The 20,231-nt window shown below is 34.8% G+C and carries 18 protein-coding genes, 4 tRNA genes and 3 other annotated features; of the genes, 5 read left to right on the top strand and 17 right to left on the bottom strand.

Going from position 1 to position 20,231, the window contains the following annotated elements; genetic code table 11:
* Positions 1–47 precede the first annotated feature (47 nt).
* The 11 genes from CLLU_RS03760 to ytxC all read right to left on the bottom strand — a co-directional run bounded on the left by CLLU_RS03760 (position 48) and on the right by ytxC (position 12,178).
* Positions 48–1,034: a glycosyltransferase gene (locus CLLU_RS03760; RefSeq protein ID WP_106008240.1), complete on the bottom strand. Its 987-nt coding sequence runs from the start codon at positions 1,032–1,034 to the stop codon at positions 48–50.
* Between the two features lie 19 nt (positions 1,035–1,053).
* A complete protein-coding gene (locus CLLU_RS03755) occupies positions 1,054–2,037 on the bottom strand; it encodes a glycosyltransferase family 4 protein (RefSeq protein ID WP_106008239.1) in 984 nt (327 codons plus the stop codon).
* A gap of 104 nt (positions 2,038–2,141) precedes the next feature.
* On the bottom strand, positions 2,142–2,741 hold the full coding sequence (locus CLLU_RS03750; protein ID WP_106008238.1) for a cell division protein ZapA: 600 nt from the start codon (positions 2,739–2,741) through the stop codon (positions 2,142–2,144).
* A 180-nt stretch (positions 2,742–2,921) separates the two neighbouring features.
* On the bottom strand, positions 2,922–5,303 hold the full coding sequence (gene pheT / locus CLLU_RS03745) for a phenylalanine--tRNA ligase subunit beta (protein WP_106008237.1): 2,382 nt from the start codon (positions 5,301–5,303) through the stop codon (positions 2,922–2,924).
* Positions 5,304–5,370: 67 nt separating this feature from the next.
* Positions 5,371–6,390, bottom strand: coding sequence for a phenylalanine--tRNA ligase subunit alpha (pheS, locus tag CLLU_RS03740; protein ID WP_106008274.1), 1,020 nt, complete (start codon positions 6,388–6,390; stop codon positions 5,371–5,373).
* A gap of 70 nt (positions 6,391–6,460) precedes the next feature.
* Positions 6,461–6,681: a binding site (T-box leader), on the bottom strand.
* A gap of 61 nt (positions 6,682–6,742) precedes the next feature.
* Positions 6,743–7,531, bottom strand: a complete 789-nt coding sequence (locus CLLU_RS03735; RefSeq protein ID WP_106008236.1) for a TrmH family RNA methyltransferase — start codon at positions 7,529–7,531, stop codon at positions 6,743–6,745.
* 143 nt (positions 7,532–7,674) lie between these two features.
* The gene (gene rplT / locus CLLU_RS03730) at positions 7,675–8,034 is read right to left on the bottom strand and encodes a 50S ribosomal protein L20 (RefSeq protein WP_106008235.1); all 360 of its coding nucleotides are present in this window, start codon (positions 8,032–8,034) and stop codon (positions 7,675–7,677) included.
* A gap of 28 nt (positions 8,035–8,062) precedes the next feature.
* Entirely contained in the window at positions 8,063–8,260 is a 198-nt protein-coding gene (gene rpmI, locus CLLU_RS03725) for a 50S ribosomal protein L35 (RefSeq protein ID WP_106008234.1), read from the bottom strand.
* 19 nt (positions 8,261–8,279) lie between these two features.
* Positions 8,280–8,801: a translation initiation factor IF-3 gene (gene infC / locus CLLU_RS03720; protein WP_106008233.1), complete on the bottom strand. Its 522-nt coding sequence runs from the start codon at positions 8,799–8,801 to the stop codon at positions 8,280–8,282.
* Positions 8,802–8,818: 17 nt separating this feature from the next.
* Positions 8,819–8,946, bottom strand: a sequence feature (ribosomal protein L20 leader region).
* Between the two features lie 49 nt (positions 8,947–8,995).
* Positions 8,996–10,909, bottom strand: a complete 1,914-nt coding sequence (thrS, locus tag CLLU_RS03715; RefSeq protein ID WP_106008232.1) for a threonine--tRNA ligase — start codon at positions 10,907–10,909, stop codon at positions 8,996–8,998.
* A gap of 67 nt (positions 10,910–10,976) precedes the next feature.
* Positions 10,977–11,209: a binding site (T-box leader), on the bottom strand.
* Between the two features lie 66 nt (positions 11,210–11,275).
* Complete coding sequence (ytxC, locus tag CLLU_RS03710; protein WP_106008231.1) at positions 11,276–12,178, bottom strand: putative sporulation protein YtxC; 903 nt, start codon at positions 12,176–12,178, stop codon at positions 11,276–11,278.
* Positions 12,179–12,423: 245 nt separating this feature from the next.
* On the opposite strand from ytxC, the gene CLLU_RS03705 reads away from it, so the two are divergent.
* From CLLU_RS03705 to CLLU_RS03690, 4 genes are all read left to right on the top strand, one after another.
* A tRNA-Val gene (locus CLLU_RS03705) sits at positions 12,424–12,499 on the top strand.
* Between the two features lie 86 nt (positions 12,500–12,585).
* Positions 12,586–12,661 (top strand) — tRNA-Phe (locus CLLU_RS03700).
* 10 nt (positions 12,662–12,671) lie between these two features.
* Positions 12,672–12,746: transfer RNA gene (locus CLLU_RS03695), tRNA-Gly, on the top strand.
* A 9-nt stretch (positions 12,747–12,755) separates the two neighbouring features.
* Positions 12,756–12,829, top strand: a tRNA-Cys gene (locus CLLU_RS03690).
* 72 nt (positions 12,830–12,901) lie between these two features.
* On the opposite strand, the gene CLLU_RS03685 is transcribed toward CLLU_RS03690, so the two are convergent.
* The 4 genes from CLLU_RS03685 to CLLU_RS03670 are packed head-to-tail and all read right to left on the bottom strand — an operon-like array spanning position 12,902 to position 17,075.
* A complete protein-coding gene (locus tag CLLU_RS03685; RefSeq protein WP_106008230.1) occupies positions 12,902–14,269 on the bottom strand; it encodes a HAMP domain-containing sensor histidine kinase in 1,368 nt (455 codons plus the stop codon).
* A complete protein-coding gene (locus tag CLLU_RS03680) occupies positions 14,253–14,942 on the bottom strand; it encodes a response regulator transcription factor (RefSeq protein ID WP_106008273.1) in 690 nt (229 codons plus the stop codon). Before CLLU_RS03680 ends, CLLU_RS03685 begins: the two co-directional genes overlap by 17 nt.
* 38 nt (positions 14,943–14,980) lie before the next feature.
* Positions 14,981–16,144: an ABC transporter permease subunit gene (locus CLLU_RS03675; protein ID WP_106008229.1), complete on the bottom strand. Its 1,164-nt coding sequence runs from the start codon at positions 16,142–16,144 to the stop codon at positions 14,981–14,983.
* Complete coding sequence (locus CLLU_RS03670) at positions 16,137–17,075, bottom strand: ABC transporter ATP-binding protein (protein ID WP_106008228.1); 939 nt, start codon at positions 17,073–17,075, stop codon at positions 16,137–16,139. The genes CLLU_RS03675 and CLLU_RS03670 overlap by 8 nt, the downstream gene beginning before the upstream one ends.
* A 103-nt stretch (positions 17,076–17,178) precedes the next feature.
* Here CLLU_RS03670 and CLLU_RS03665 point away from each other — a divergent pair, with 103 nt between their 5' ends.
* Complete coding sequence (locus tag CLLU_RS03665; protein WP_106008227.1) at positions 17,179–18,342, top strand: pyridoxal phosphate-dependent aminotransferase; 1,164 nt, start codon at positions 17,179–17,181, stop codon at positions 18,340–18,342.
* A gap of 82 nt (positions 18,343–18,424) precedes the next feature.
* Here the strand turns inward: CLLU_RS03665 and CLLU_RS03660 are convergent, their stop codons facing one another.
* Together CLLU_RS03660 and dapB are read right to left on the bottom strand one after the other, a co-directional pair.
* The gene (locus tag CLLU_RS03660; protein ID WP_337955486.1) at positions 18,425–19,276 is read right to left on the bottom strand and encodes a methylenetetrahydrofolate reductase; all 852 of its coding nucleotides are present in this window, start codon (positions 19,274–19,276) and stop codon (positions 18,425–18,427) included.
* A gap of 114 nt (positions 19,277–19,390) precedes the next feature.
* Positions 19,391–20,140, bottom strand: coding sequence for a 4-hydroxy-tetrahydrodipicolinate reductase (gene dapB, locus CLLU_RS03655; protein WP_106008226.1), 750 nt, complete (start codon positions 20,138–20,140; stop codon positions 19,391–19,393).
* Positions 20,141–20,231: the final 91 nt, after the last annotated feature.

Here is a 20,231-nt window from a genome sequence, read left to right as displayed (position 1 = left end):
AAATAAATTTAGCAGTTTCCTGACAAAACTGCTATTATTAAAAAATACTACAATATGTTATTCAGCTTCAATTTCTCGATTATGAAGGACACCCTTTTGTCCCAGCTATTGTTCAATGCAAAGTTTCTTCTGGAAATGACCAGATCTTCATTGTCTTCTTCAATTGATTTTACTATGTTCTCTATAAAATCATCATTTCCCCTTGATATATAACAATTATTCTTCACCTTGACAGCCTCTTCTATGGCAGTGCTCACCACCGGCTTTCCCAGAGACATATATTCATATAACTTTATTGGATTGCAGCTATTGGTCATTTCATTTACTTTAAATGGTATGATGCAGCAGTTGAAATTGCTTATATAATAAGGAAGTTCTTCATATTTTCTCTCACCTAAAAAGTAGATATTGTTATTTAAATTTACATTTACATCTCCATATTTAGCCCCTATAAATACAAAATCATAATTGCTGTCTGATATATATCTGACCAAATCCCAATCCACCCATGTAGCCAGGGCACCTACATACCCTACAATTCTTCTTCTTCTGGGAATATCCCGGGGTATCTTGTTTTTATCCAGGGAAAAATTATCCGTATCAACTCCATTTTTGACTAAATAGACCTTTCCATGTCTCTGAAAAAACTTTTGATAAAGCCTGTCTGATGCTGTAAATACTATATCCGCCGCTTTCAGCATATCCTCTACATATACATTCCAGACTTTAAATTCATGTGAATAATCATCCACTATATCATATACTATATAATCATAATCCATTTCTTTTATCCTGATAACCTGTTCAGGCGAAGAGCACCATAGTATTACAGGTCTTTTTAATTTTTCCGCCTTTATTTTATAATCTGTCCCCACTTCATACAAACTTTTATTTATCTTTATAAAATAATCCCCCTTTAGATCATCCCTATAATATACGGTATGACCTCTCTCACTTAAATTTCTCATTATCTGCTGAGGTCTTTGATACATTTTATTATAGGGGACTGTGGGCATTTGAATAAAAGTAGCCAATTACATCCTCCACTTTGTATTAGTTTAAAATATATCTGTAACTTTCAAGCAATACATTTATGCACTTTCTCCAGTCGTAATTTTTAATTACATGATTTTTTAATTTTTTATGTCTTTTCATCTCAAGACACTTAAGCACAGCTTCTTTTATACTGCCTTCATCATAAGGATTGCAGTAGACACACATATCTTTAAAATATTCTCTTGTACTTCCCTCTATGGTTGAAACTATATTACAGCCGCTGGCAGCTGCCTCCAAAGATGATAATCCAGGGGTTTCCACAAAGCTGGGCAGCACATGGATTCTGGCACATCTATAAGCATTGTATAAATTGTACTCATCCATAAATCCCAGGTATCTCACATTACTATAGGACATACACTTGCTAAAGTAATTTAAATCATTTATACTTCCTGCAAGCACCAGTTGAATACCCAATTCACTGCATATTTTACTTAGCACAAGTTGATTTTTCCTGGTGCATATTCTTGCTGCACAGAATACATAGTCATTTAACCCATAGGCCTTCTTAAAATTGTAACCACTTTTACATCCCACTTCTATACCGTTATAAATTATTCTATGAGGCATGCTCATATGAAAATCATCCTGTATCTGGATATTTTCCAATTCACTGTTGGGATATATCATTCTGCATCCTTTCAGTACTTCTTTCCTGTATTCCCATAATCTATCCCACAAAATTAAATTTTCAGTATCCTTCACATAATCATAATATTTTTTTAAATTCCAGTATATAGGTGACAGCACTATCAGTTTATTGTAGTCTTCTGCTATTTTATAATACCTATAAGTCTCTTCGACTCTGGTTAAATTAAACAGATGTACAATATCATAACTGGAATAATCTTTTATGTAACCTGTATTTACATCTACCTGTACACCTTTTTCATTTAAATACTTAAACATCTTCATAAGCTGCATGGAATCCCCGGCAAAATTGCTGAAACAGTCTTTTCTTGTGCAAAACAATACCCTCATGCAATCCCTCCAGATTAAATTCTCCCTGAAATCATTATATGCATATAAACAAATTTGGTTATCAATAAAAAAAATTCGAACTAATACCATAATCAGTTCGAATTCTACCTTATATCCTTATTTAAGAGTGGATTTTTCTGTTTTTTTTCCTTTGCCAGATTTATTTGATTTTCTATCAATTTATGCTGAAGATCTATTATCTTGTACTTTCCCGATTGAACCTGAAATTTCAGTTCTTTATTTTCCCCTATAAGCTTTGTGTTTTCTTTTATATATTTTTGGGTGGTTTCCTTTATAATCTTTATTTCTTCCTCAAGTTTTTCAATGTTTTTATTCTTCTCCTTTAATTCTTTACTATCTCCAGCTTTTTTTAACTTTTCTTTGAATTCTTCATTGAGTTCCTCTGTATATTTGAGCTGCTTCTTCAAAGAATTAATCTGATCCTCATAGACCTTGGCAACTTTTTTCAACTCTTCTGCCTGCTTTGACAACTGTTCATTGCTTTCCTGTACCTTTAACATATCATCTGCCACATTGAGTGCAGATAGAATAGCTGCTGAGGAAGTGCTTAACTTACTATTGTTTTCCAATATATTTTTTACTTTCTTATCTACATAGCTGGCAACCTTATGTAAATATTCCTCCTGTTCATCGCCCTTTAAATTGTATTCAATTCCATTTATAAATACCGTCACTACATTCACATTTAAACACCCTCTCAGATCCACATACCCTTTTTTCAAATTCTCTATAAGAATATTCTATCACAAATCTTATATATATTAAATATTATATTTAAGAGTTTACCTATTTGCAAAAAATAATAAAATCGAGTCAGACAGCTGTTTGACTGATTGCTATCTAACTCAATTAAATAGTATTATCTACCTGAGCTGTGCTCTAAATTTATGTTCCAATGCCCCCAGTATTCTATCATGAACCTTGTTTACTTCCTCATCTGTAAGAGTTCTGTTTTCAAGTCTGTAGGATATGGAATAAGCTATACTCTTTTTTCCCTCAGCTACCTGCTTCCCTCTGTAGACATCAAAAATTTTCACACTCTCCACCATATTTCCACCCTGTTTTTTTATAACATCTTCTAATTCCCTTGTCAGAATATCTTCATCCACCAGTATGGCCAGATCCCTCACAACTGAAGGGAATTTAGGAAGAGGTCTATATTTTTTATTCCTGTTGGAATATCTATAGAGAACATCTAAATTCAGTTCTGCTACACAGCACTTTTCTCCAATACCATAATTGTCCAGCACACCTGGGTGAATCTCGCCCAGTACCCCCACCTGGTTCTTTTTTATATACAGTGCTGCCGTCTTTCCAGGATGAAAGGTCGGATTACTGCTTTCCCTTTCAAAAGAAAATTTTTCTATTCCCAGTACTTCCAATATATTCTCAACTACTCCCTTGAGATTGAAATAATCCACTCCACCATAAATTCCAATGGTCACTGTATTTTTTTCATCAGGCAACTTATCTGCATCTTTGTTGGGAATATAAACTTTACCTATCTCAAACAGCCTCACCACCTGGTTTTTTCTGGAATAGTTCCTGCTCAAGGACTCCATCATGGATGGTATTGTAGTAGTTCTCATTATACTGTAATCCTCTCCCAGCGGATTTTTTACAGCTACAGCATTTCTAAGTACACTATCTTCGGGTAAAAGTATTTTGTCAAACACCTTTCTGCTGATAAAAGAATAACTTATGGATTGGTTTAGTCCGCTTGAAGTAAGTGCTCTCAGTACTTCATCATCCAATTTCTGTTTGGGACTTTTCCCTCCCCTGGTACTCACACTTTTTATTATGGCAGAAGGTATATTTCCGTATCCATATATTCGAGCCACCTCTTCAGCTATGTCCTCTTTTATCTTTATATCTCTTCGTCTAAAAGTAGGTATTTCTACTTTCAAAGTTTCACCCTGAATTTCCGTATTTAATTCCAACCTATTTAAACACCCGGCCATTTCATCTGCTGATATTTTTGTACCCAGAAATTTATTTATCCAGTTGTAATTCACTTTCAGGCTGGCAGGTTCAACCTTCTCTCTATATATATCAATTGTACCCTGCATTACCTTTCCAGCCTTTAATTTCTCTACCAGATAACAGGCCCTATTCATAGCTGTTTCAGCCAGATTAGGGTCCAGATCTTTTTCAAATCTAGCTGAAGCTTCTGTTCTGAGTCCTAAACTCTGGGATGAAATTCTTATATTGGTTCCATTGAAATTGGCACTTTCAAATACTACGGAGGAAGTGTCTTCCCTTATTTCAGAATTAAGCCCTCCCATTATTCCAGCAATACCCACGGCCCTTTTTCCATCTCTTATGGTAAGTACATTTTCATCCAGCGATCTTTTTTCGTCGTCCAGGGTTACAAACTCTTCTCCCTTTTCTGCCCTTTCAATTATTATGCTGTTTGATTGTATATATCTTGTATCATAGGCGTGCATGGGCTGCCCCATTTCAAGCATTACAAAATTAGTTATATCCACCAGATTATTTATAGGCCTTACTCCTGCATCCAAAAGTCTTTCCTGCATCCATCCAGGAGACGGCTCTATTTTTACATTCTCTATTCCCCTGGCTATGTATCTTCTGCAGAGATCATCTTTTACTTCAACCTGAAGATCATCTTTTATATTTTTATGTGAAGAAGGTACATAATTCAGTTCAGGCATATTATAATTTTCATTTAAAGTTGCTGCGGTTTCCCTTGCCATGCCTATAATACTCAAGCAGTCAGGCCTGTTTGAAGTTATCTCAAAATCCAATATGCTGCTGGTCATATTGAGTACCTCTTTTATATCTTTTCCAATCGGAGTATTGGGGGGAAGAATCATAAGTCCATGCACAGGTTTATCGCCTGCTATTCCCAGTTCCTCTTCGGAGCAAAACATTCCATTTGACATGATTCCTCTCAATTTTCCCTTTTTTATCTTCACTCCTCCATGAATTATAGAATCATGAAGTGCAACGGGAACTACATCATTTTCCTTCATATTGGTGGCAGCTGTTATAATTTGAAGCAATTCATCCTTTCCTATATTTACCTGGCATATCACCAGTTTGTCTGCATGTGGATGCTCCTCTATTTTCATTATCTTCCCTGTAACTACATTTTGTATTTCATCTCCAGTTGTGATTACCTCTTCCACCTTTGAACCGCTCAAGGTCAATTTATCTCCCAATTCTTTCCCTGTAATATCTACTTTTACATAATCTTTTAACCAATTTACCGGTACCTTCATAAAAAAAACCCCTTTCTTCATCTAATTCAAGTCATTGATTAAATTTCAGCTGTTTTATTTGTTTACTCTAGAACTGATTTAGAAATCTCATATCACTCTCATACATATTTCTTATGTCATCTATTCCGTATTTCATCATAACCATTCTATCTACACCCATCCCAAAAGCAAATCCACTGTAAATTTCAGGGTCTATGCCGCAGTTTCTAAGTACCTGAGGATGTACCATGCCGCATCCTAGAAGCTCTATCCAGCCTTCTCCCTTACACACCCTGCAGCCCTCGCCGCCGCACACAAAACAGGTACCATCCATTTCAGCGGAAGGCTCAGTAAAAGGAAAATGATGGGGTCTGAATTTTGTCTTCATACCCTCTCCGAACATCTTTTTTGCAAACATCTCAAGAGTGCCCTTTAAATTTGCAAAAGTTATACCTTTATCCACTACAAGTCCTTCCATCTGATAAAATATGGGTGAATGAGTGGCATCTACGGAATCTGCACGATATACTTTCCCCGGAGATATCATTTTTATTGGAGGCTTCTGTTTTTTCATGGTCCTCACCTGTACCGGAGATGTCTGAGTTCTTAGTACTACGCTGTCATTTATGTAAAATGTATCCTGCTCTCCTCTTGCAGGATGGTTCTTTGGTATATTCAATGCCTCAAAATTATAATAATCCTCCTCAATTTCCGGTCCTTCTTCTATAGTAAATCCCATTGAAATGAATATATCCTTCATATCTTCTAAAATTTGTTCCAAAGGATGTCTTCTCCCAATATATTGTTTTATACCGGGCATGGTTATATCTATAGTCTCATCTTTGATTTTTTCCTCTGTTTTTAATTTTTTTATTTTCTTTGATGTCTCTTCTATGGCATTTTCCAAGATTGATCTGATTTCATTGGCAAGTTTTCCAACCAGAGGTCTTTCTTCTGGAGAAAGAGTTTTCATCCCTCTGAGTATTTTAGTGAGTTCTCCCTTCTTTCCCAGATATTTAACTCTTACATTTTCTATGCTCAGATCATCTTCTCTATTTTGCAGTTCACTGAGAGCATTTTTTTTGATTTGCTCCAATTTTTCTTTAATCATAATTAGCTTCTCTCCCTTCCAAGAAAATTCAATTTTTAAAATTAAAATATAAAAAAAATTCATCCCCATAAGGGACGAATTCTATATTCCGCGTTACCACCCAAATTAATATTACAAAATAATATTCTCTTTGAAAATTTATCGGCATTACCGCTAGCTGCTACTTGTATTTCACAGATAGTACTCCAGAGCGAACTCCAACATACAGTATTTTTAAAAGAGCTTTCAGCCTTGACTCCTTCTCTCTGTAAAAAACTCTATATTTACTTTCTCCTTCACAGTATACTTCTTTAAAGTTTTCATTATCTATACTCTTAAATATTACATACAGTTTTATCTGTTGTCAATATCAAAATTTCAAATTCTGCCTAACCGCCTCAAACATCATTACGGATGCTGCCACAGCTGCATTTAGGGATTCAGCTTTCCCGGGCATTGGTATTCTCACCTTTATATCTGCCATTTCTTCTATATGCTCACTGAGACCATTGGCTTCATTTCCCAGTGCAAAAATAATTTTTTGCTTCAAATTTATATTGTAAAAATTGGTATCTCCATCCAGTGAACTGGCCACAAGTTTAAAACCTTCCTCTCTCAGGGCCTTCACCTGTTTCAGATCTGTATCCTGAATTATGGGAATATAAAAAATAGACCCCATGGTGGCTCTCAATACCTTTTCATTATATATATCCACCGTTCCCTTTGTAATTATAATTCCCTGAGCTCCAGCTGCATGAGAACTTCTTATTATGGTACCCATATTCCCCGGATCTTGTATTCTATCCAGCAGTAAATAAAATCCTTCTGCAGCTTTTTTAGGTTTTAACCGGGTACATTTTACCACTGCAACTATACCTTGAGGATTCTCCGTGCTGCTTATACTCCTCAACACTTCATCAGTCACAATATATACAGAAGGCATATTTTCAATTCTTTCCTTCATTAAACTTCTTTTCCATCTATCATAAAAGCTGTCAGTTAAAAAAATATCCGTCACTGTAAAATCCGAATTGACGGCTTCCATCACAAATCTAAAGCCTTCTATCAAAAACTTTTTACTTTCAGTTCTATATTTTTTTTCTCTCAGTTTTCTAGCCTGTTTTACCTGAAGGTTATCCCTGCTCTTTATTATATCCATATACCTATCCTCATAATCATGCTGTGGAAATCATATATATGCACTATTTTAATATTCAATAAAAGAGTACAGTACTCTACTGCACTCTCTGATCCCATAAACAATTTATTATATAAATTTAAATCCACTTGATGTAGTTCAATTTATGCGCTCAGTTGTTTTTTTGCTATGTCAGCCAATTCAGTAAATGACTTTGGATCATTTATTGCTATTTCTGAAAGCATCTTTCTATTGACATCAATACCTGCTGTCTTTATCCCATTTATGAATTTTGAATAGGAAAGTCCATTTATTCTAGCCGCAGCATTTATTCTGGCTATCCAGAGTTTCCTAAAATCTCTCTTTTTTAATCTTCTTCCTATATATGCATTTCTCAAAGCCCTCATAACTGTTTCATTTGCTGATTTAAACAATCTGCTCTTGCCGCCATAATAACCTTTTGCCAGCTTTAGTATCTTTCTATGATGTTTACGAGCATTCACAGCTCTTTTTACTCTTGCCATTTTAAAACCTCCTTTTAGAATTCCCTAACTATACATAAGGTATCAATTTTTTCATAACTTTTTCCTGAGCTTCTGATACATATCCTGCTTTTCTAAGATTTCTCTTGGTCTTTGCACTCTTTTTAGTCAATATGTGACTCTTATAAGCTTTTGATCTCTTTAACTTACCTGTTCCAGTAACCTTAAATCTCTTTGCTGCACTTCTTTTTGTCTTCATTTTTGGCATAATAACTTCCTCCTCTCAATTATGCTTTTTTTGCTGATAATGTCATTATCATATTTCTACCCTCAAGTTTGGGCTGCTTCTCTATTACACTGATACCTTCAAGCTTAGAGTAAAAATTATCTAAAATTTTTTTACCTATAAAAGAATAACCAGCTTCTCTGCCTCTAAATCTTATAGTAACTTTGACTTTATCCCCTGTAAGTAAAAATTTCTCAGCATTTTTAGCTTTAATAGAAATATCGTGTTCTTCGATAGTTGGACTGAGTCTCACTTCTTTTATATTGATAATCTTCTGCTTTTTTTTAGCTTCTTTTTCCCTTTTAGACTGCTCATAAATAAATTTTCCATAATTCATTATTTTGCAAACTGGAGGATTTGCCCTCGGAGATATCATAACCAGGTCCAATTCCTTTTCCTCTGCAAGCTTCAGAGCTTTTCCCAAAGGCACAATTCCAACTCTGCCTCCATCATTTGAAACCACTCTTACTTCTTTTGCAGATATCTCATCGTTTAAAAGAAAATCTTTATTTATATCATTCACCTCCTAAGTGAATCAAACAAAAAATATGAAAAAGGACGACTTCTGCCGTCCTCTAAATACATACAATAGAAAATTTACAATAAAACTTCTATAACCTTACTGGCCATGCCGTAAGGTGAGAAACGGCTAGTTTCTGCTTGACGAATTTTATTATACTATTTTTGTCAACATAAGTCAACATAAAATTATCTCAACTATATATCACTTACTTTTTTAGAAATTTCCTCTTTAAGCTTTGATATAAAATCATTCAATTCCATAGCTCCTAGATCTCCGTCTTTTCTGCTCCTTACAGAAATACTATTCCCCGTCTTCTCTTTATCTCCAAGAATGATCATATAAGGCACTTTCTGCATCTGGGCTTCTCTTATCTTATAGCCTATCTTTTCATTTCTAACATCAGCTTCCACTCTTATGTCCTGATCTTTGAGCTTTTTAATCACTTCTTCTGCATATCCTCTCTGATCATCTGTAATGTCCATAACTTTTACTTGAACTGGTGCAAGCCAAGCTGGAAACGCTCCTGCATAGTGTTCTATGAGTATTCCTATAAATCTCTCTATAGAGCCAAACACAACCCTGTGCAGCATAACCGGTCTATGCTTTTCCCCGTCTGCTCCTATATATGTGAGATCAAATTTCTCCGGCATCTGGAAATCCAGCTGCACTGTTCCACACTGCCATGTTCTTCCAATACAGTCCTTCAAATGAAAATCTATTTTAGGTCCATAGAAAGCTCCATCACCTTCATTGATCTTATAGTCGAGTCCAGCTACTTTCAATGCAGTTTTAAGGCCTTCCGTTGCAGCTTCCCAGTCCTCATCACTTCCCATGGAATTTTCAGGTCTTGTAGAAAGTTCAACAAAATATTCAAACCCAAATACCTTGTAAAAATCATCTATAAGTTTTATAACCTGTGTGATCTCATGGGTAATATCCTCTTTTGTCACAAATATATGGGCATCATCCTGAGTAAAACACCTTACTCTCATAAGTCCATGAAGTGCTCCAGATTTCTCATGTCTGTGTACAATTCCCATTTCGCCGTATCTTTTCGGCAGATCCCTATAAGAACGTATGTCATTTTTATAAACAAGTATTGCTCCAGGACAGTTCATAGGCTTTATAGCATAATTCTCATCATCTATTTTGGTAAAATACATATTTTCCTTATAGTGATCCCAGTGCCCTGACTGATGCCATAACTCTTCATTCAACAAAACTGGAGTCATTATTTCCTCGTAGTCAGCTTTTCTATGCATTTCTCTCCAGAAATTTTGGAGTTCATTTCTGATTACCATTCCCTTTGGATGGAAGAATGGAAATCCGGGGCCTTCTTCGTGCATACTGAACAGATCAAGTTCCTTGCCTAATTTTCTATGATCCCTTTTCTTTGCTTCCTCCATCATATTGAGATATTTCTCCAGATCAGCTTTCTTTTCGAAGGCAGTTCCATATATTCTCTGGAGCATTTTATTCTTTTCATCTCCACGCCAGTAAGCTCCTGCTATAGAAGTAAGCTTTACAGCCTTTACCCTTCCTGTGGAAGGTAAATGGGGTCCTGCACACAAATCCACAAAATCCCCCTGCTTGTAAAAAGATATAACTGCATTCTCCGGCAGATCTTTTATCAATTCTACCTTGTAAGGTTCTTTTCTGTCCTCCATGAATTTTACAGCTTCTGCTCTTGGAAGTTCAAATCTCTCCAATTTAATGTTTTGCTTGACTATTTTGTTCATCTCATTCTCAATTTTAACCAACAGTTCCGGTGTAAACGAAAAATCTGCATCTACATCATAGTAAAATCCGGAATCTATAGCAGGTCCTATAGCAAGTTTAACTTCAGGATATAATTTTTTTATGGCCTGAGCAAGTATATGTGAAGCTGTATGTCTCAGTATCTTTTTACCATCTTCATCTTCAAAAGTAAGGATTTCAAGTTTACAGTCTTCATCTATTGCATGATAGAGTTCAACTATCTCTCCATTTAGCTTAGCTCCCAATGCCTTTTTCTTTAAAGAAGTACTCAACTTTTCCGCTACATCCAGTACTTTTGATCCTTTTTCTATCTCTATTTCTTTACCATCTTTAAGACTTATTTTTACCATGGCTATTCCTCCTTAAAATTCTATATTCCCAGCAATATAAAAAAGCAATAAAAAAACTCCTCCCTAAACATGGGACGAGTATTGCCGTGGTTCCACCCAACTTAACAGTAAAACAAGTTTACAAATAACAGATACTGTTCTCTCTACCCTTAACGTGGGTTAGCGGAAATACTTACTGAAAATTCAGTATACAACTCAAGGGTGGTCTTTCACCAGATTCTATTTAAAGGACATCTCAGCCTAAAATCCCTCTCTCTTGAAATAAATCATCTGTTTACTTTTCCCCTTCATAGCTTTTATTTCTATTCGGATTTATTATATTATTATAAAATACTTATGTCAACAAGAAATTTGACTTTTTACAGATTATACCCTGTTAAAATTGTTTTTTATGGATTTACATGTGGCACAGCTGTTGCAAAATTCAACTCTATCCGTAAAAACTTTTTCAATAGTCTCTATTAATTCTGGATTCCTGCAATTTTCAGCACAGTGAATTATTATCCTATCCGGTGAATTGGTTATAAGTGCACTTATCAGAACATCGTCCAAACCTGAATTTAAATTCTTACTACATTTTAACTCTTTTAGATCCCTGAAAAAATTGTCTGTTATATCCTCCTGCCTATCCCTTATTATATAATTGCCCTGGCTGTCTATTATTATATTCAAACACTCTATTTTGCTCTCCTGTATTTCCACAAAATATTTCAGAAGCTTTATAAATTCATTATATTCCTTTTCTACCATATATTTTTCTACCACTTTATCTACTATGCTTTCCAGATCAGGCAGAAGCTCCTTGATTCTAAAAGTTACAAATCCATCTATATTTATTTCATTATTTTCATTTATGCAATTTGATATTTTATCCAGCATTTCATTTCTTTTGTTTATGCAAAAAATAGAATTATCATCTACAATTTCCATCTTCCCCTTCAATACATTTATACTCTCTAACCTGATTTCCTCCAATTCTTCATATCTCAAAAAAAAATATTCATCCGACAAAAAAGTCAGAATATCATTTTTATAAAATTCATCTATCACTATATCATATATAATATTGGCAATAAACATATTGAATATATTCATAAGCCTATTGCTCATTTCTCTATCACAGAATAATTTAAGGAAGTGAGTATCAGACTCTATACTTTCATATATTCCGATAAACACGTCTTTATGTCTAAAATACTCTTTTAGTTCTTGAATTCCCTGTATTACATTTTCTCTTTCTTTATTGTAAACCATAGTTAATAACAGCATCATTCACACTCCCTTCAAAAATAGTATGCATCTAAACAAAATCTATATTCAAATTTCTATTGTCAAATATCGACATACTAAAATCAACATCTTTAAATAACAATAATTCAGGATATAAATTCCAAATGGGAATATATTGACAATAATTTTAAAATTTACTACAGCCGTGATTTTTTCGCACCAGGTATTGACAATATATAGAACTCAATATATAATATGAATTGTCGTGGTAATAATGTGCTTATGGGCGCATAGCTCAGCTGGGAGAGCATCTGCCTTACAAGCAGAGGGTCACAGGTTCGAGCCCTGTTGTGCCCACCACATTATTAATTTAGTGGCTCAGTTTTTTAGAGTGTCTGCCGTCACACTGGAGGCGGGTATAAAATTCTTTTTCTGGGTCGTCATGCGGCCAGATAGCTCAGTCGGTAGAGCAGAGGACTGAAAATCCTCGTGTCCCTGGTTCGATTCCTGGTCTGGCCACCATTTAAAACATGCGGGAGTGGCTCAGTGGTAGAGCGTCACCTTGCCAAGGTGAACGTCGCGGGTTCAAATCCCGTCTTCCGCTCCATTTATACATGGCGCTATAGCCAAGTGGTAAGGCAGAGGTCTGCAAAACCTTCATCCCCAGTTCAAATCTGGGTGGCGCCTCCAAATTAAGCAAAAAATAGTCTAGTTACTGAGATTTTAGTAACTAGACTATCCTTTTACCGATTCACTTAAGTTTTAACACTTTACATCCATAAATATTTTAAACACCAGTTTCTCGTCTTCTCTACATACCTTTACAAAACCACTGTGGTGTTTGACTATTTCTCTAACAATTGACAAGCCAAGGCCACTGCCTTCTTCCTTTCTGGACAGATCCCTTTTATACAACCTCTCAAAAAAATTCTCTATATTCTCATCACCAACTGGAGTTTCAGGAACATTTGATACTGAAATTACCGCATAAAAATTGCCATTGTACTCTTGTTTTCTTATTTTGAATTCAACGGCCGTATTATTTCTAGAATACTTAAGTGCATTATTTAAAAGATTATTCACTGCCCTTAAAAATAAATTGGGATCTGCTTCAATTTCAACGGATTCAAGAGGTAATTTAAGACAAAACCTCAATCCTTTCCGTATAAATTCATCTTCCTCTTCTTCAGCTACCTGCCGTGCCAATTCATTTAACTCCAGACATTGTTTTTCAAGTACTATGTCCTTGGAAGACAGCTTTGAATATTCAAAAAAATCATCCAGCATACTTTTTAAATACAATCCTTTTTTATCCATTATATCTATATAATCATGAAGTTCACGTTTTGAATCATATTTTCCATTCTTAATCATGTCTATATACCCCAGTATAGTAGTTAAAGGAGTTCTCAGATCATGAGATATATTGGTGAAAAATTCATTTCTGTTTTTCTCTTCCCTTTCAATCCTTGAAGCCATATAATTTATGTCTTCAGATAATTCTCTAAGTTCATTTTTATATTTAAGAGGGACCCTTTTAGATAGATCACCTTCAGCAATACTTCTAACTGTTGATTTTATTTTGGATATATAAGATATGCGTTTCCATATGAGCAGGAAAAATACAATTATGAAGATTGAAATTGCCATTACACCTACAATATTGCCATTATCCAATTTACCATAGCCAGTATATATGTAATACAGATAGTACCCATCTTTTAGGTAATCGCACCTGGTTATTTTAACCAGATTATCTCTATGGTCATTTAAAAACTTAAATGTTCTTTTTCCATTTTCAATCTGACCACTATCTATACTTTTAATTTCTCTATTATTTGAAGCTATCACCCCTCCATCTTTTCTCACTACAAAAATAAAATAGGTCATACTATATTCTCTGTTCATATATTTTTGTAATTTTCTAGAATTATTTATATCCATATTTTTCAAGTCCTGTTCAACTGGGGCAATCATGTTTTTATATATGTATTCAGGGGTGCCATTATAACTGTTTAAAAACGACCCTAAAACAGATTCTCTCAAAAAAACTGCAAGTACAAGCGATATAATCACCGAAAAAACTGCAGAAAAAACCAATTCACTCCTGAGCTTAAATATCCTTTTCAATTTTATAACCCACTCCCCATATAGTTTTTATGTATTTACCCTGCTTAACACTATCTCCCAGTTTTCTCCTTAAATTTTTAACATGCATGGTTACAGTATTGTCATTTTCCAGAAAGGTATCCTTCCAGATTATCTCATAGAGTGTCCTGGTGGAATATACCCGTCCCCTATTTGATGCCAGTGTGTATAAAATCTCATATTCCTTTGGAGTAAGCACGATTTCAATATTATCTTTTCTTACTGTATGTTCCAGAGTATTTATTTCTATATCCCTAATTTTCAGCATGTGGTTTTGCAAAGTATTACCGGCTTTAGCTCTCCTGAGTATAGCCAGCACCCTTAATGAGAGTTCCGTAAAATCAAAGGGCTTTATTATATAATCATCACATCCAGCTATGAATCCCTTTATCTTGTCCATTTGCTGGTCTTTTGCAGTAAGAAGTATAACAGGCAGACTTGAGAATTCTCTGAGTCTAGACAGCATGGTATATCCATCCATCTTGGGCATCATAATGTCCAGAATTATCAGAGAAACTGGCTTTGATTTTAAAATTTCCAGACCTTTTTCTCCATCAGAAGCATTATATACCGTATAGCTTTCCTTTTGAAAATAATTTACAAGCATATTCCTTATGTCATTGTCATCATCTATTATCAATATATTTTCCTTCACAACAATCACCCAACTTAAAATTATAGCACTTTGTATTTTCAATCAAAATCCCTTTTGCCAAAAACATAACTGCTTAAAAACAGCATGACTAGAGTCCATACTAAACAGGTTATCAATATAAAAGCTACATTTATGGTACTGGTAAGTTGCACAGAAATATCACCACTCAATGTGCTTATTACGTCAACTATATATGGAACAGGTAGAAATTTTACCAAAACCCCGTATTTTGCCGATACAACATATCTGCCTGCAAAACCAAAAAGATACCAGACGGCCGTTCCTCCAATTAACATAAAACTTATAAGAGATGAAATAAGTGAATTTCTGCATAAAACCGATATGAACAGAATTATTGATACAATGGCTATTGAAACAATTATTGCAATCAACACCATTTCAATAATTGCACTCCAGAGGGGAATAATTGATCTGCTTCCACTTACATATCGCATCTGTGAAGTTATCGGACTCAACGTGAGAGAGCTGTCAAAAACATACTTTGCATCTATATCAAAAGGCAACCTTAAATCGGAAAAACCCAGATGAATTCCAGCTTCCAGTATAAATATCAGGGTACTTATAATCAAAGTAGCTGCACTCAAAATCATGGAAGCGGCAAATTTGGACAAAACAATTTTTTTCCTTGAAATAGGCTTTGTAACCAAATTTTTTATTGTGTTCGGAGAGTAATCTCCTGACACTATATCGGATAAGAACACAATGAGAATAAGTAAAAAAAATACCGGTATAAAATATGCCAGAATTTCCATAGCCGAATACATCCCTTTTGGTATAAGCTCACTTTTTTCTATATTGTATTTTTTCTCATATTTCAATTGAAGCAGCTTGTATTCATTCTCAGGATTATTTTCCCTTTCCAATTTTTGAATCCGCTGATCCAGCTTTGACCTATCATAATTCTTTATTTCATTCAGCTGCTCTTCTCTATCTTTTATCTCCTTCTGGGTACTCACTATATCCCTGGAAAATTCGGCTTTTTTCAATTCTGAATCAGCTTTGTCCCTGCCCATTTTTTGGTTGACAAGAAGAGCTTTATATTTTTGAATCTGCACTTCCAATGTATTTGTTTTCAAAGTACTTGCCAACCCAAATACAATTGTAACCATAAAAATAACAGCAATCCAAATTTTCTTTTTAATGATTATTCTCTTCAGCTCCTCCCATATATATCTATTCATCACCATTTTCCCCCATCATCTTTATAAATTTATCTTCCAGGTTTTGCTTTACTTCAAAGCAACCTTCCACAATTATTCCGCTGTCATGTAATTTTTTCAATACCGTAAATAAATCACATGATTCAGTATTTATTAAAATTGAGACTCCATCATTTTTTACTTCCAGCAGTTTTACATCAAATATATTTTTTATAATTTCTGATGCCTTTTTAGATAAATTCGTTTTTATAAACATGTTTTTTACACTTCCGGCTTTGGAATTGCTGCCTATTTTTTCAACACCCACAATTTTACCCTCATCTATAAAAACAACCTTTGTACATATATTTTCTATTTCACTTAAAATATGTGAAGATATAAGAACACTTACTCTCTTTTCTTCAGCTAAAACCTTTATAATTTTTTTAAGTTCCACAACCCCGATTGGATCCAGCCCATTTGTAGGTTCATCCAATATCAAAAGAGATATGCGGCCCATAAGCGCCTGGGCAAGCCCCAGCCTCTGCTTCATTCCCAGAGAATATGTTTTTACCTTTTTATCAATTTTTGAACCTAATTTAGAATATTTTATGACATCTTCTATCTTATCTTTTGTAACGCTTTCCATCATGCCGGCTATATAATTCAAGTTCTGTCTTCCAGTCATATAACCGTAAAACTCCGGTTTCTCCACTATAGCCCCTATATTTTTCAGTGCTTTTTCTCTTTCAGTTTTAAGATCTTTTCCTTCTATTAGAATTTCACCTTCATCCGTGGACAACATACTGGTTATAATTTTGATTAATGTAGTCTTTCCAGCACCATTTTTCCCTACAAGACCGCAGATCTCACCTGCATTTATGGAAAAAGCAATGTCTTTTAAGACTTGTACCTTTCCTCTTTTTTTAAAAACTCCTTTTAATTCCAATACTTTTTGTATCAATGCTATCATCCTCTTTAAAATAATCTATTTACTATGTTCACTTAAAATTGTAAAATATAAAAGTATAATGAAAATATATTAAAGATAAAGAAAAAATAAAGTTTATATATAGATGGGAAGTGTAAATTTGAACAGCACATCAAAAAATGTACAATCCGTGGAAATTTCAGGTATCAGAAAATTTTACAACAAAGTTATCCAGTATCCAGGTGCAATATCCCTTACACTGGGACAGCCTGATTTCAACGTACCCAATAAGATCAAACTGGCCATGGTAAAAGCTATTGAGGAAAATAAAACTACATATACTTCAACTGCAGGCATCATAGAGCTCAGAGAGGAAATATCAAAATATCTGAGGAAGCTTGGTATAAACTACACAAAAGACGAAATCTGTATTACAATGGGCGGAAGTGAAGCTCTTATGGACGTATTTGCTGCCTTGATAAACAGAGGAGATAAAATACTCATACCAAACCCGGCCTATCCAGCTTATGAAAGCTGTGTAAAAATCTTGGGCGGGAATATACTAAATTATGATTTGAAAGAGAATTTCTCCATAGACTTTGAGAATTTGGAAAAAATACTTGAAGATGAAAAGCCCAAGGCAATGGTTTTATCCTACCCCTCCAATCCTACGGGGGCTGTTTTATCCAGAGAGGACAATGAAAAACTTTTAAAGCTCATTAAAAAAAATAATTTAATTGTAATAAGCGATGAAATATATGCTTCTCTGTGCTTTGAAAAAGAATATTATTCTCCAGCACAATATGATGAAATAAAAGATAGAATTATACTGGTAAGCGGCTTTTCCAAGATGTTTTCAATGACAGGTCTCAGAATAGGATATGTATGTGCAGACAAAATATTTATGAATCAAATAATAAAAGTCCATCAATATAACTCATCCTGTGCCCCTTCCATCTCACAATGGGGAGCTTGTGAAGGATTAAAAAGCTGTATGAAGGATGTAGATTACATGTGCTCAAAATTCATGGAAAGGAGAGATTACATATACAGTAAATTAAAATCCCTGGGATTTGAATTGAATTTACCTAAAGGTGCCTTTTATGTATTTCCTTCCATAGAAAAATTCAACATGAAAAGCGATGAATTCTGTGAAAGGTTATTAAAAGAGGCAGGAGTTGCCATAGTACCCGGTTCCGCTTTTGGAACAAAAGGTGAAGGTCATGTCAGAATCTCATATGCATACAGCATGGATGAGCTCAAATCCTCCATGGGAAAAATAGAAAGCTGGATAGATTCTTTAAAATAAAAAGCAGTGAAATAGGTATGGAATTGATCTCCATATAACTCCATACCCATTAAAATCTAATACACAAGTTTTTTAAAAATCATCACCTGGCTGCTGACGTATTCAAATTTCGGATACCAGATTCATTTAAAATGTCGGTTACGTCCTTCCATCTATTCAGGGAATAAATATGAAGTCCGTTTATTCCTGCATTAATAAAACTGTAGATCTGTTTTATAGTATATTCTTTACCTGCTTTTTTAAAATCCTCCGGATTATCACCATATCTTGCGATTATTTCCGCAAGTTCCCTTGGAATTGAGCTGCCGTTGGATACTGTCATCCTGATGATGGGATCTTTTGAAAGTACCGGCATCAGCCCTACATCTATGGGCAGTGAAACGCCTGCTTTTCGAATTTTGTCCACCCACCACTTGTATTGCTCTACATCATGGCACAGCTGGGTCATTATATAATCAGCACCTGCATCCTGTTTCACACGAAGATGGGCGATATCTTCTTCAAAGGAGTCCGCCTGGAAATGTTTTTCAGGATCACCTGCTGCAGCAATGCAGAATTCAGGGAAATTTTTCTTGATAAATTCCACCAGTTCATTTGCATAATTAAAATCGCCCCTTGTGCCCTGCCATCCTTCCGGGAAATCACCCCTCAGTGCCAATATGTGGTTGACTCCTTTATCCAGATATGTGTGCAGACTTTTTCTTATATCCTCCCTGCTGTTTCCAATGCAGGTGAAGTGGGTTACAGGGATGGTTCTGCCGCTCTTTGCAATTGCACTGCAGACTTCAACATTTCTCCCTGCATTTGTTCCCCCGGCACCATAGGTACAGCTGATAAAATCAGGATTAAATACATAAAGGTGTTCCAAAGTGTCCAAAAGATTGTCCAGAGGTTTATCCGCTTTTGGCGGAAACACTTCAAAGGAAAAACTCATTCTCTGCCTCATAATTTCAGAAACTTTCATCATTCTGCGGCAGCCATGCTTCTGCTTCTAGAGCAGAACATTAATTACATGCCTGCCGCTTTTCACCTCACTTTTATTTTAATTTTAATATGAAATCACATCATCCATGGAATAAAATCCGCTTTTTTGCTTGTACATAAACTCACAGGCCTTTAAAGCTCCTACTGCAAATACCTCTCTGGAAATGGCCGTATGTTTTATTTCTACTGTCTCACCCTGTCCTGCAAATATAACTTCATGTTCTCCTACTATGCTTCCTCCCCTTACAGCATGAAAACCTATTTCATTATGAAGTCTTTTTCTAATTCCTTCCCTCCCATTTACAAAATTTATATCCTGGGAAATGGAATCCTTTATAGTATTTCCAAGCATCAATGCCGTTCCACTTGGAGCATCCACCTTTTGGTTATGATGTTTTTCTATTATCTCTATATCAAAATTTTTATACAAAAAACCACTTATATCCTTTAATACTCTATTTATCACATTTATACCTATGGACATATTGGCCGATCGAAAAATAGGAATGCTACTTGAAGCCTCTTTTATTTTTTTGATTTGATTATCATCATATCCCGTAGTGCAAAATATTATACCAATATTTTTTCTCTTTCCATATTCGATAAGTGAATCCAATGCATCAGGTCTGGAAAAATCCAATATGACATCTGCTTCAACATTACACTGATCTATACCAGGAAAAACTGGAAATTTATTTTGTCCAGAATTTTTATCCACCCCTGCCATTATAGATACATTTAAATCTTTTTCCGCCAAATTTTGTATTACTTTTCCCATTTTGCCATTGCATCCATTTAATATAACTCTAACCATTCATACCTCTCCTTACAATTACTTTATTTTAAAAAATTTAAATCTTGGCATATACAATTTAACGTGAAAGAAATCAGTCTTTCACGTTAAA

This window comes from Clostridium luticellarii, assembly GCF_002995845.1.
GTDB classification, from domain to species: domain Bacteria; phylum Bacillota; class Clostridia; order Clostridiales; family Clostridiaceae; genus Clostridium_B; species Clostridium_B luticellarii.
Note: the sequence above shows the minus strand (reverse complement) of the source record. Positions and strands in the feature narration are given on the sequence as shown.

Coding starts and splice junctions, on each gene's coding strand:
- CLLU_RS03665 (WP_106008227.1), top strand. CDS start 17,179: ATGGGAAGTGTAAATTTGAACAGCACATCAAAAAATGTACAATCCGTG.
- rpmI (WP_106008234.1), bottom strand. CDS start 8,260: ATGCCAAAAATGAAGACAAAAAGAAGTGCAGCAAAGAGATTTAAGGTT.
- CLLU_RS03675 (WP_106008229.1), bottom strand. CDS start 16,144: ATGAATAGATATATATGGGAGGAGCTGAAGAGAATAATCATTAAAAAG.
- dapB (WP_106008226.1), bottom strand. CDS start 20,140: ATGGTTAGAGTTATATTAAATGGATGCAATGGCAAAATGGGAAAAGTA.
- ytxC (WP_106008231.1), bottom strand. CDS start 12,178: ATGCTGTTATTAACTATGGTTTACAATAAAGAAAGAGAAAATGTAATA.
- CLLU_RS03755 (WP_106008239.1), bottom strand. CDS start 2,037: ATGAGGGTATTGTTTTGCACAAGAAAAGACTGTTTCAGCAATTTTGCC.
- CLLU_RS03670 (WP_106008228.1), bottom strand. CDS start 17,075: ATGATAGCATTGATACAAAAAGTATTGGAATTAAAAGGAGTTTTTAAA.
- CLLU_RS03735 (WP_106008236.1), bottom strand. CDS start 7,531: ATGGATATAATAAAGAGCAGGGATAACCTTCAGGTAAAACAGGCTAGA.
- thrS (WP_106008232.1), bottom strand. CDS start 10,909: ATGGTAAAAATAAGTCTTAAAGATGGTAAAGAAATAGAGATAGAAAAA.
- CLLU_RS03660 (WP_337955486.1), bottom strand. CDS start 19,276: ATGAGTTTTTCCTTTGAAGTGTTTCCGCCAAAAGCGGATAAACCTCTG.
- pheT (WP_106008237.1), bottom strand. CDS start 5,303: ATGAAGGTACCGGTAAATTGGTTAAAAGATTATGTAAAAGTAGATATT.
- rplT (WP_106008235.1), bottom strand. CDS start 8,034: ATGGCAAGAGTAAAAAGAGCTGTGAATGCTCGTAAACATCATAGAAAG.